At 39.7% G+C, this 11,489-nt stretch carries 10 protein-coding genes and 1 pseudogene; 4 read left to right on the forward strand and 7 right to left on the reverse strand.

Going from position 1 to position 11,489, the window contains the following annotated elements; genetic code table 11:
* Window positions 1-23: 23 nt before the first annotated feature.
* Complete coding sequence (locus tag SAE01_RS19810; RefSeq protein ID WP_147205541.1) at window positions 24-656, reverse strand: T9SS type A sorting domain-containing protein; 633 nt, start codon at window positions 654-656, stop codon at window positions 24-26.
* Between the two features lie 289 nt (window positions 657-945).
* On the opposite strand from SAE01_RS19810, the gene mgrA reads away from it, so the two are divergent.
* Together mgrA and SAE01_RS19820 are read left to right on the forward strand one after the other, a co-directional pair.
* Window positions 946-1,941, forward strand: a complete 996-nt coding sequence (gene mgrA / locus SAE01_RS19815; RefSeq protein ID WP_147205542.1) for an L-glyceraldehyde 3-phosphate reductase — start codon at window positions 946-948, stop codon at window positions 1,939-1,941.
* A gap of 257 nt (window positions 1,942-2,198) precedes the next feature.
* Window positions 2,199-3,164, forward strand: a complete 966-nt coding sequence (locus tag SAE01_RS19820) for a DUF1259 domain-containing protein (protein WP_147205543.1) — start codon at window positions 2,199-2,201, stop codon at window positions 3,162-3,164.
* A gap of 94 nt (window positions 3,165-3,258) precedes the next feature.
* On the opposite strand, the gene SAE01_RS19825 is transcribed toward SAE01_RS19820, so the two are convergent.
* Window positions 3,259-3,504 carry a hypothetical protein gene (locus SAE01_RS19825; protein ID WP_147205544.1) on the reverse strand — a complete coding sequence of 82 codons (246 nt, stop codon included), beginning with the start codon at window positions 3,502-3,504 and terminating at the stop codon, window positions 3,259-3,261.
* Between the two features lie 380 nt (window positions 3,505-3,884).
* On the opposite strand from SAE01_RS19825, the gene SAE01_RS19830 reads away from it, so the two are divergent.
* Entirely contained in the window at window positions 3,885-4,751 is an 867-nt protein-coding gene (locus SAE01_RS19830) for a class I SAM-dependent methyltransferase (RefSeq protein ID WP_147205545.1), read from the forward strand.
* Window positions 4,752-4,875: 124 nt separating this feature from the next.
* Here the strand turns inward: SAE01_RS19830 and SAE01_RS19835 are convergent.
* Window positions 4,876-5,139 (reverse strand): annotated as a pseudogene (locus SAE01_RS19835) (Rieske (2Fe-2S) protein); the annotation flags it as partial.
* A gap of 78 nt (window positions 5,140-5,217) precedes the next feature.
* Between SAE01_RS19835 and SAE01_RS19840 the strand changes: the two are divergent.
* Window positions 5,218-6,327: an SDR family NAD(P)-dependent oxidoreductase gene (locus SAE01_RS19840; protein WP_147205547.1), complete on the forward strand. Its 1,110-nt coding sequence runs from the start codon at window positions 5,218-5,220 to the stop codon at window positions 6,325-6,327.
* Between the two features lie 178 nt (window positions 6,328-6,505).
* Here the strand turns inward: SAE01_RS19840 and SAE01_RS19845 are convergent, their stop codons facing one another.
* From SAE01_RS19845 to SAE01_RS19860, 4 genes are all read right to left on the reverse strand, one after another.
* The gene (locus tag SAE01_RS19845; RefSeq protein WP_147205548.1) at window positions 6,506-7,324 is read right to left on the reverse strand and encodes a TIR domain-containing protein; all 819 of its coding nucleotides are present in this window, start codon (window positions 7,322-7,324) and stop codon (window positions 6,506-6,508) included.
* Between the two features lie 71 nt (window positions 7,325-7,395).
* Window positions 7,396-7,956 carry a DUF2085 domain-containing protein gene (locus SAE01_RS25220; RefSeq protein WP_147205549.1) on the reverse strand — a complete coding sequence of 187 codons (561 nt, stop codon included), beginning with the start codon at window positions 7,954-7,956 and terminating at the stop codon, window positions 7,396-7,398.
* A gap of 9 nt (window positions 7,957-7,965) precedes the next feature.
* On the reverse strand, window positions 7,966-8,286 hold the full coding sequence (locus tag SAE01_RS19855) for a zinc-ribbon domain-containing protein (RefSeq protein ID WP_147205550.1): 321 nt from the start codon (window positions 8,284-8,286) through the stop codon (window positions 7,966-7,968).
* 316 nt (window positions 8,287-8,602) lie between these two features.
* Window positions 8,603-10,615: a M13 family metallopeptidase gene (locus SAE01_RS19860; RefSeq protein ID WP_147205551.1), complete on the reverse strand. Its 2,013-nt coding sequence runs from the start codon at window positions 10,613-10,615 to the stop codon at window positions 8,603-8,605.
* Between the last annotated feature and the right edge of the window lie 874 nt (window positions 10,616-11,489).

Below are 11,489 nucleotides of genomic sequence, written 5' to 3' on the forward strand. Positions count from 1 at the left end.
GTGTATTTGATCCATCAAAATTCCTATTGTAATATGACCTGCTTATTGATTCTTGTATCGCCATTAGTTAGCTGTAGAAAGTACATCCCGTGACCAAGATTTTGAGGAAGATTAATAGTTTGTGTTATTGATCCCTCCAACAAATCCAAAGAACGGGCAAAGACTTTTTGTCCCGAATTACTGTACAGGCTAATCGCGTACTTTCCGCTGCTAATATTATTTAATTGCAAATTGAGAACGCCTCGCTGCACTGGGTTAGGAAGTATTCTAAGATCAGTTCGTCCGACTCCCCTGTCAACCTGTATGATGTTGCTGAAAGTTTCACGTCCATCCTTGCTGAGAGTACGTAAGCGATAATAATTAAGGCCTTCAACTGGTGTAGCATCTAAAAAAGAATACCGATAGGTACCGGCATAATTTTGAGCTACAAGATTTCCAATATTTGTAAAAGATGAGCCGTTTGCGCTTTTCTGAATTTCGTGGCTCTCCGCGTCGGCTTCATACATAGCTATCCACCCTAATTGAACTGCATTTCCTTTTTGCTGTGCTTCGAAGTTGCTGAGCAAATTTGCACTTTGTCGTTGAGCAACGCTAAAAACTGGCAGCGACACTGAACAAAATATCAAAGAGGCGATTAGTAAAAAAGTATTTTTCATAAAATACCAGTTTGTTACAATTCGAGTAATGCAACTTGCATGCCTTTTTTATTTTATACGAATCGGTTTTAGAGAGAATTTGAAGACTTGGAAAGCTGTTTTTTCTTGGTAACAAATTGGAGAGCTTTTATGATAACCAGAAAAATTGCTTCAAAAACCTTTAAAACTGTAACACCCGAATATGAAATTTTGGAGGCCTGATTTTTTTACGTCAAAGAGCTGAAAACTTCATCATGCTTAAGGGTACAAATAGATAATCGTTACTTTTGAGCTTAAATATCAATAACATATGTCGTCATACACGCCTTCAGCAGAAAGATATAAAACAATGGAATACCGACGTTGTGGAAAAAGTGGTTTATTGCTACCGGCAATATCACTTGGACTTTGGCACAACTTCGGCGACGTCGATGATTATAAAAACTGCCGTAAAATTTTGCAGCATGCATTTGATAGCGGCATCACGCACTTTGACCTTGCAAACAATTACGGACCTCCTCCCGGATCCGCCGAAGAAAATTTTGGGCATATCCTTAAAAAAGATTTCGAGGGCTACAGGGATGAGATGATTATCTCTTCGAAAGCCGGTTACAAAATGTGGGAAGGGCCTTACGGAGAATGGGGTTCAAAAAAATACTTAGTATCGAGCCTTGACCAAAGTCTAAAAAGAATGAGGCTTGACTATGTAGATATTTTTTATAGCCATCGTCCCGACCCTTCCACGCCTTTAGAGGAAACGATGGGTGCTCTTGACCTGATTGTAAGGCAAGGAAAAGCCCTCTACGTTGGTATATCTAACTACCAGGCGCCGGAAGCAGAAAGGGCGATGCAAATTCTGAAAGAGCTGGGAACGCCGTGCATCATACATCAGCCTAAATACTCTATGTTCGAGCGTTGGGTTGAAGGAGGGTTGCTAGACTTGCTTGAACGGGAAGGTGTTGGATGTATACCCTTTTCGCCTCTTGCGCAGGGGTTGCTGACTAATAAATATTTAAAAGGAATACCTGAAGATTCACGTGCGGCTAAACCAACCGGATTTTTACAGGAGAACCAGGTAACACCTGAGACCGTAGATAAAATTGCAAGATTAAATTACATAGCGCAGGAGCGAGGCCAGACGCTTGCGCAAATGGCCCTTTCGTGGCTGCTAAAAGACGATCGCATTACTTCCGTCCTTATAGGCGTAAGTAAGGTGGAGCAATTAGAAGACTGCCTTGAGTCTTATTCGAGAACTATTTTTACGCAGGAAGAATTGGACAGGATTGAACATATCTTGGGTCAATAAACGTAGGTAAGAAAAAACAGAAGTCCCATCAGTCATTGATAGATTGCTGGGATTTTTGTTTTTAGCAAAGACCTCTGCGAGTATTTTCCTTTCGGGAAAAAGGTTAATAAAGTTTTACAAGTACAAGTGAGTGACACAACGATGTACAATAAAGTAACGAGGGCTGACGAAGTAATAATAAAAACTTTCAAAAAATTTTAAATGAATGTTTTGCTGTCAATTCTAAACCTCTACTTTCAACCAATAAAAGCACAATAATGAAAAAAACACATAAAATGTTTAGGTGGTCCCTCCTTTTTGTTACTATAATGGCAACGAATGCCATAGAAAGTTATTCGCAGGTGAAGGGAAAAGGCAGCGCAATGAAACTTGCGACGCTTGATACATCAGCTATTGAACGTGTAATGGGGATGAAAGGAAAATCAAATAATGGCGAGTACAAAATCACTGTTCCCCAAAACGATTTAGACGTAAAGGTTGACGGCTTTAAGATTATTCCTGCTATGGGTTTAGGTACCTGGGTCGCCTTTACACCTTCGCCTGACGGAGCTATGGTAATGGGAGACATTATTATTACCGAAACTGACTTAAAACCAGTGCAACAGGAAATTATTAGGCAAGGTTTGACAAGTACTGCTATCCACAATCATTTCGTACGCAATCATCCTAATATAATGTTTATGCATATGGGCGGTTCTGGGAGTACAGAAGCAATGGCACAAAAAGCAAAGGCAGTATTAGATAAAGTGAGAGAAGTGCGTGGTGGCGATCCTTCAAAAGGTACGGCGTCATCGGAAGCAGTGAGCAATTCACTTGATACCAAAAAATTGGATAAAATCATTGGTAGTAAGGCTGAAATGACGAAGGGGGTTTATAAATACACAATTGGCCGGCCCGATGTTGATTTAAAAGAACACGGGGTAAAAGTGACAACTTTCCTTGGATTTAATACATGGGCCGCCTTTCAGGGCACACCAGACAAGGCTGCAGTAGCGGGAGATTTTACAATGTTGGAAAATGAAGTTGAGCCAGTACTTAAAGCACTCATTGAGAATGGAATTGAAGTGGTTGCTTTACACAACCATATGGTGCATGAACAACCGCGTATTTTCTTTTTACATTATTGGGGAGTGGGGCCAGCTGAACAACTGGCAAAAGGTTTGCGTGCTGCGTTAGACCAAACAGGCAAAAAACAAGCAGCTCCGATGAATATGAAAATGTAGTTGCGACCAGTTGAAATTTATAACAAAATGCTATTCTGAAAAGAGTAGCATTTTTTGTAGAAGTTGGTGTAACAATCGAATCGCAAAACTCCTTTTACTTTTTTGATAGTCGCGAAATCAGCACGAATAATGATCCTGCAAGTATTCCGATGATTGACGCTTTCATCAAAATAATCCATGGAAAGCCATTTCCTTTAAAAGAATAAAGGCCTGCGATTATTAAACCGACAATCAATCCTCCTGCAAGGCCGCCCCAGACGGCATTTTTGTTTTTTGAAAAAAGCACCAATAATATTAGGGAGATACCTCCGAGTATATTCCAGATGTTAAGTGTCAGCATTGTTTACTGTAGAATTATAACTTTTAAAATGGCGGCAAGCAACGGCATAAAGACGGGAAAGAGTATTTTAACTATGTACAATTTCATCAACAAAAAGTAGCGTATAACAGACAGTACAAACTGTTAGACGGCAATTTTCTATCAACCGCATAACGTACTAGCTCTTACAACTACTGTTTCATCTCATCTATCTCAACAACCATTCCGAGCAAAGAGAAATTTCGTCGTAACTCTTTTCGCTCTAAAAATTTTTATGCATCTTTTTAATTCGGCTTTTAGCACTTTTAAAAGTTCAGTATTTATTTTATTTTGACGGAAGCTTTAAGAATAACGCTGTTTAGATCAAGGTTCTAACAACATCTACTTTTAAATTTAAAAATATGGAAACAACTACTCCCCAATTCGATGCAGCCAAGTACAAAAATACGACGCGTGACCAATGGCAATCGGCAGCAGAAGCATGGTACAGGTGGAGTGATACACTGCATCAATGGCTTGGTCCTGCAACAGAAAAAATGTTGGAGATGGCTGGTATTACAACCGGTCAACGAGTACTTGACGTTGCTGCGGGAGCAGGTGAACAATCTATCACCGCAGCAAAAAGAGTTGGTTCTTCCGGCTATGTTCTGGCCACTGATATTTCTTCGAATATTTTGGAATATGCCCAAAAAATGGCTGAACAGGCGGAGGTGAAAAACATTGAAACCAAAGTAATGGACGGGGAAAATTTAACTGTACATGACGAAAACTTCGACGCTGTTATTTCGAGGGTAGGTCTTATTTATTTTCCTGATCAACAGAAAGCTTTGAAGGAAATGTTGCGGGTTTTGAAGCCAGGGGGTAAAGTGGCAGCAATTGTGTATTCAACCCCTGACAAGAATAAATTTTTCTCAGTACCTGTTTCTATTATTCGCACTCGGGCCAAGTTGCCTCCTCCTCTATCTGGCCAACCAGGACCATTTAGCTTAGGAGCGGAAGGCGTTATTGAAAAAGCCTTTTTACAAGCGGGTTTTAAAAATGTACAAGCAGAACGTATCAACTCTCCCCTTCGTCTTTCATCAGCAGCAGAGTGTGTTCGCTTTGAAAAGGAGTCTTTTGGCGCGCTACATCAAATGTTGAGTGGGCTACCAGACGCCGAGAAAGAATCAGTATGGGAAGAAATTGAAATGGAACTAAAACAATTCGAATCAGAAAGGGGATTTGAAGGCCCATGCGAAATGATCGTGGCAGTAGGAGAAAAAATATAACGGGATCAAAGATTTATTAAAGTACTGCAGTTGAATGGAGCATCGCCACGAGAATGCCATCAACGATCATTTGCGCAATTATAAAAAAGCTGGTAAAAAGGTTCCTAGTTTCATTAGCTGCAATCTACAAAACCAGGTACACTTTCCCCTGTCCTTCGGTAACCTCGTATGTTTTAATTTTTTCTGTTGCGGGCCCTGCTTTAACCGCGCCGGTCTTTACGTCAAACTGTGTTCCGTGCCATGGGCATTGAATGGTACCGCAGATCATGGCACCACCGGCAAGAGATCCGCCCTTGTGAGAACAGCGATCGTCGAAAGCAACAAAACCTTGTTCCGTCCGGGCAACTACGATTCGCTTGTCTTTTGCATGGATCAGTTTCATCTGGTTATTGCCAAAAGAGCTATGGCACTCTTTTTACATGTTAATTTTTTATAATTTCTAATAGCATAGTAATTAAAAAGACTTATGAGAAAATTTACATCAATACAAAAGAATAATGAAGTTATCACTTATCTGCTCACATATACTAGTCATTGCTTAGGGCTTAAATCGTTTCTCCATAACAAAATTTATTTTCTATCACTGCTGTTCGGCTTTCTATTAGTAAGTTGTTCAACATCGAGACTTAGTCAAAGCGGACAACGAAAAACTGCAGGTAAAACATTTGTAATAGTGGGCGCTTCGAGTGGCTTTGGGCGCGGTGTGGCAGAAAGGCTGGGCGAATACAAAGCCAACGTAGTGTTAGCTGCACGACGAACAGACTTACTGGAGGAAGTAGCTGCTAAGGTTAGGACTAATGGAGGAACGGCGCTTGTAGTTACTATGGATATAAGTAAACCTGAAGATGTGCAACGATTAAAAGACTCGGCGCTTAAGCAATTTGGAGATATTGACGTTTGGATAAATATGGCAGGCGTCGGCGCCATTGGTCGCTTTTGGGAAATTCCGATCGAAGAACAGGCACAAATTGTTGACATCAATCTCAAAGGTTTTATTTATGGCAGTCATGCTGCTATAAACCAGTTTACAAAACAGGGATACGGTGTACTTATCAATATGGGTTCTATCGAAAGCGAAAACCCCCTGGCTTACCATGCATCATATGCTGCTACCAAAGGTGGAGTGTTGAATTTAGGCGAAGCGATTAACCAGGAACTGAGGTTGAACGGGCACAAAAACATAAAGGTGGTAACTGTCGAACCTTGGGCTTTTGATACACCTTTTTGGAGACATGCTGCAAATTACAGCGGAGGCACTCCACGCATGGCTGCTATGGATAATCCGGATAAAGTAGTCAATGCGGTGATCTGGTCATCGCTTCATCCGCGAAAGGAGCTGGCTGTTGCAACAAAGGCAAAGTTGACCAGGTTTTCACATCATCTGTTCCCTCATACTACAGAAAGAATGTCAGCTAATATTGTTCATAAGTATCAAATAAAAACAGCACCACCAACGCCACCAACTTCAGGTTCGGTGTTCAAACCAATGGAAAGCGGCAGAGGGGTTGATGACGGTGTACGTGCAAGAATGAAGGTAGAAAAAAAGCAACTTAAGATGCAAAAGAAACAGAAGTAATAATTGTAGGAAATATAGAACTATGTGCAAATGAAACTAGGTCTGTCTTGTCAAGTATTCAAGGGATCGTTAATTACACTTGACTGGAAGAGTTGTGGATTTAGGTTGGCGATTGTTATGACAGATTGAAGTGTTGTTGGAGATATGGAGGACGAAATTTTTATGAATGTTCAACACTTCAATTTGCTCTTTTACCACACTTAATACAAAAAGATTGTCCAGGAGTAATTAGGTTCCCACAATTGATACAAAATTTTTTCTTTTCCGGTAACGGATTTTTGATTTCAGAATTATTTACAATGCTTGGTGTGCTGGGTTTTTCTGGAATTTGCATTATCATTTCCCAGTTATCAACAAAAGTCTCCCGCGATAGCCCGTCATTTAAAAATGCCTCGAGATTCCTTATTAGTTTCTTTTCTTTATCACTTGGTTCACTCGTTTTATTTAATAGTATAACAGATGTAGAGTACACCTCTACACTAATAATGCCCCTGTCAAAAAGATCGAACAACTTTTCCCGCTTGGTTTTTATTTGATTGGTCTTTTCTTTCTGTTTCTCATCAACGATTCCTTTTTTTTCTAATCTACTTTCTGCATTTTTTGGGGGATCACCGATTAGTCTTTTTGCATGCCGAAGAAGATCTTTGAAATCGTCTTTTTCTGTCGGTGTGTTATAACTCCAGGTTACAGATTGTATCATGCGAAAGCCTAAAGGAGGGAGTATATTTTTGCTAATCAACACAGGAATAAGTACACCTCTGTCTAATGCTACATTTGCTTCATCTTTTACGTTTCTTGAATTAACGGAGCGTTCAGACCAAAGAACAAGGACACATTTTGCCTCTCCAAGTTCACTTTCAATTACTTTGTCATAATCCTCGCCAGCAGGTATATCATGATCCCACCATACTGTCCAGCCTAAGCTATTTAACTGAAGAGCCAGTGCTTTAGCGGGTATAATATCCTCACGTTTATAGCTTATGAATATATCTGACATATTGAACTTAAGTAATAATGGGATTGGAAGCTACAATAATGGTGACATGGTTAGCACAGGGAACTATAAATTTATTTTATCAGAGCTGAAAAATTAGCATCCCTTAGGCACAGTAGAGTGATGATCATGTTCGAAAAGAATAAAACGAAACCTATCGCTACAATTACCGTAAGAAGATGAAAAATAAAAAGAGAAGTTGTAATAGTTAAGAGAAAAATAAAAGCAGAAGAAATTATTAATGGAACGAAAACATGTAAAAAATTTAGTCCGTTTAAAAGATGCTTCTCGCTCTCCGCATTTTGAATAAACATTAAAAATAGCGGAAGTGTAATGCCTGTTAGCAATCCTGTTATTGATCGCACTAAAGGAGGAGTAGACCATAAAGCGAAAAAATTTGCAACGCCATCAACAAACAGTGGCAAGATTAGTAACGTTAAGATTAAGCCTGCCTTCTTATCGATAAAAAAGTTTATTAGCTGCTTACTAGAAAAAATATATACATAGGTAGATAGTACACCAAAGTAAAGACCGGCACAGCGAGAGCATAGTGGGAACACTTGCCCTAAACACTGAGGTGACCGAGAGGGCATTTGGTGGCAAAGAAGGCTAAAGAAGGAATGAAATACATTCATATAGTTGCATTAGTATCCTGAAGATCCAACTACGCTCGCATACAAACAAGCCAGGACAAGCCCGCCAATACCAAGATAAAGATAAGTTTTACCAGCAGCCTTCTTTGAGGGATCCTTATCGTTCATCTGGCTTATGCCCAACACTATCCCAACTATAGGAATAATAAACGAAAGAATTGCCAGCCCTATTTTCGTTCCTTCTGAAGTCGTTGTATTAGTTTGATTCGCTAAGAAGGATTGAGGAATATTACCAGCAAGCGCTGTACCGCAGGTCTCGCAAAATTTAGCTTCATCTGGGTTTTGATGGTTGCAGTTGGGACAATTTTTCATTAGTTAGTTTTTATGGCAATGAACAAGTTCTGTGTCAACGGGTTTTAATCAAAAGGAAAATGAATACAATAATTGTTGAAACCTTCTGTTAGCATATTCATCAGTACTTCTATACACATACTTTCTTAAAAGGCCTACATGTTGCGTAAACTTAAATAATATAAATTTTAATTGCAACTGCTTTGGTTGTGTAAAATCATGTCATCCAACAATGTATAAAGGATTAGAAAGGTTGCAATTTCAATTTTGTTTGTCCTGCCATCATCTCCTTCGTCAGCCACAGATCTTTTCAACGAGGCCATCACTGGTAACATTTCTACCAAATATGAATCCTGTCCTTTTCAGGTAAATACATACTGTCGCCCGGCTGAACATTGAATGCTTCATGAAAATGCGGGGTATTCATTAAGGGACCATTTACACGCCACATAGGGGGCGAGTGCGGATTATTATTGATCCATAAACGGAGGAACTCATCTTTCATCTTTACCCGCCAGATCCGGGCAACAGAAATAAAGAACCGTTGGTTAGGTGTATAGCCTCCCACCTTCGTGGTATCTTGCCCTTCTTTGGTCATTTTAAAAGCATCATAAGCAATGGCTACGCCGCCAACGTCTGCAGCGTTCTCTCCAACTGTCATAGCACCTTTCACATGTACAGTATCCAACACTGTAAACTTATTATACAGGTCAACCACCTGCTGTGTTTTCGCCTTGAACTTTGTATAGTCGTCTTTCGTCCACCAGTTTTTTACATTGCCTTCTTTATCAAACTGAGCGCCCTGGTCATCAAAAGCATGTGTTATCTCATGGCCGATGACCATACCAATACCACCATAGTTAAGGGCATCATCAGCATTGTTATCAAAGTATGGCGTTTGCAATATGGCTGCAGGAAAAACAATTTCATTGGCAGCAGGATTGTAGTAAGCAGTAACGGTTGAAGGCGTAGTAAACCACTCACTTCTGTCAACGGGCTTATTCAATTTTGCCAGTTGAAACTGGTAGTTGTGAGCGGAGGCTGAAACAATGTTCTCAAAATATTTACCTTTTACAATATTTACGTTGCTATAATCTCTCCACTTATCAGGGTAACCAATTTTTTTGGTCATGGAAAACAGCTTTTCTTTTGACTTTTGTTTGGTGCTGTCGCTCATCCAATCAAGCTTATCTATTCTTGCAGCCAATGCTTTTTGTAAATTGTTCACCAGTTCCAGCGTCCGCTTTTTAGCATCTTCAGTGAAATATTTCTTTACATATAATTGTCCAAGTGCTTCACCTAACAATTGATCAACTGCACTTGCCATCTTTTCGCCGCGTGACTTTTGCATCGCCTGTCCCGTTATTACTTTGTTGAAATCAAAAGCGGCGTCAACAAAAGGTTTACTTAATACGTCTGCATAAGTATTGATAGAATAAGCTTTCACGTAGATTTTCCAATCCTCAATAGGGATTGATTTTAAAGCCATGTTCAACTTATCGTAATAGGCAAGTTGCGCTACATCTATAGAATCTGTTTTCGCGCCCAATTCGTTCAAAACGTTTTGCCAGCCGATATTGGGTTGCCGCTTTACAAGTGCTGCGACAGGCATTTTGTTATAGTTAGCGTTTATATCCCGCAGGTCAATATTCGTCTTATGGGATGATGCAAGTTGTCTATCTATGTTGTAAACAATAGCAGCATTTTTGGCAGCAGTTGCGGTATCGCTGCCTGTAAGTTGAAAGAGCCTGGCAAGATATGTTCTGTATGCCCGCTGAATGCCAAGGCTGGAAGCATCTGTCTTAAAGTAATAATCCCGCTCAGGCAGACCAATACCAGTTTGATAAATATGAGCAATATTAAGGCTGCTGTTTTTATTATCAGGTCCTACACCAAAAGCTAAAAAAGAGGTATTAGATGCCTTTGCTTCAGTAGCTGCAAACCTAATTAAAGAGGCACCATCGCTGATACTGTCTATGCGAGCAAGTAAAGGCCTAATAGGTTCATAACTACGTTTGTCGATTGTAAATGTATCCATGCCTGATGCATAAAAATCGCCGAGCTTTTGTTCAATGCTTCCCGAAGCATTATTTGCCTTTGCAACACTATCTAATATTCCCTGCAAACGCAGGCGTTGCGGATAATTCATAAACATATACGCTCCCACCCCGGACTGTGAAGGAGGTATTTGCGCCGAGTCATACCATCTATGATTGACATACATAAAAAAGTTATTGCCCGGTTTAAGCGAAGAGTCAATTCCCTGTATCTCTGTTACCGTTGCATCCGGCGTAGTATTACATGCTGCTGCCGAGAACAATACTGCAAAAAGAAATAGTAATCTTTTCATAACGGATGCTTTATAGATTTGGTTTTTTTGTTTGCCGAAGTTAATTGTTCCAATTATTCTCAAATAGAATAAAGATTTGGATCCGTTGGGTTAGTAATTTTATTGGGCTCCGGTTGTGTCACTCACTTTTGCTGTATAACAATAGGCAGCCAACCGATACACATCAATTTATAACCTAATTGAAGTAATATGATTTACATGCTCGTCAATCTTCTGTCTTTAAATTAAACTTAAACGAAGGAAGGAAAAATTTCTTCACAGCTTCTTTGAGGCCCTGTTACGGTTAATAATAATAAGAGCGGCAACCACAACGAAGAGAATAACAATAGCCAGCAAAATTTGGGTTTACAGAAAAACACCTTAAAAAAGGTTAAAAGTAAGGTCAAACGCGCAAGGCTAAAAACAACCAGGAAACAGCGCTCCTCGATGTAGCAATAAAAAACAAAAGCTACCGAAGTAGCTTTGCTTTGCAATATTAATTGCTCTTATTGCAGTACTGATAAAACGACTTTGAGTCCATCGACTGTTACTGGCTTGATTTCCCAGACAATAACAGTTGATGCTTACCTGTTCGTTATCGCAACTTGCAGCAAAGATCTCTTGAATACAAGCACCGGTCAAAGGGTTTGAATAAACGATTTGACATTTAGGCTTATCTAATGCTCTCGTCTTATCCCGTGGATCGATTTGTATTTACCCCTTAAATGCGGCTAGCTTAAAATAAGTTTCCCCCTTTTCATTAATTAATTAAAGTATTACATTCACTGAACTAACTGATAATCATGAGGAAATTTATTACCCGCATCCTTAGCTTTCTTGCCGCATTCCTGCTTCTGTTTAAATTTTCAATTGCTCAAACTGCTTTACCTCTCAA

The sequence above is a fragment of the Segetibacter aerophilus genome (genome assembly GCF_007991655.1).
GTDB lineage: Bacteria > Bacteroidota > Bacteroidia > Chitinophagales > Chitinophagaceae > Segetibacter > Segetibacter aerophilus.

Excerpts from the sequence above, each read along its gene's own strand:
- mgrA (WP_147205542.1), top strand. The coding sequence starts at position 946 with ATGTCGTCATACACGCCTTCAGCAGAAAGATATAAAACAATGGAATAC.
- SAE01_RS25220 (WP_147205549.1), bottom strand. The coding sequence starts at position 7,956 with ATGAATGTATTTCATTCCTTCTTTAGCCTTCTTTGCCACCAAATGCCC.
- SAE01_RS19860 (WP_147205551.1), bottom strand. The coding sequence starts at position 10,615 with ATGAAAAGATTACTATTTCTTTTTGCAGTATTGTTCTCGGCAGCAGCA.
- SAE01_RS19825 (WP_147205544.1), bottom strand. The coding sequence starts at position 3,504 with ATGCTGACACTTAACATCTGGAATATACTCGGAGGTATCTCCCTAATA.
- SAE01_RS19840 (WP_147205547.1), top strand. The coding sequence starts at position 5,218 with ATGAGAAAATTTACATCAATACAAAAGAATAATGAAGTTATCACTTAT.
- SAE01_RS19845 (WP_147205548.1), bottom strand. The coding sequence starts at position 7,324 with ATGTCAGATATATTCATAAGCTATAAACGTGAGGATATTATACCCGCT.
- SAE01_RS19810 (WP_147205541.1), bottom strand. The coding sequence starts at position 656 with ATGAAAAATACTTTTTTACTAATCGCCTCTTTGATATTTTGTTCAGTG.
- SAE01_RS19830 (WP_147205545.1), top strand. The coding sequence starts at position 3,885 with ATGGAAACAACTACTCCCCAATTCGATGCAGCCAAGTACAAAAATACG.
- SAE01_RS19855 (WP_147205550.1), bottom strand. The coding sequence starts at position 8,286 with ATGAAAAATTGTCCCAACTGCAACCATCAAAACCCAGATGAAGCTAAA.
- SAE01_RS19820 (WP_147205543.1), top strand. The coding sequence starts at position 2,199 with ATGAAAAAAACACATAAAATGTTTAGGTGGTCCCTCCTTTTTGTTACT.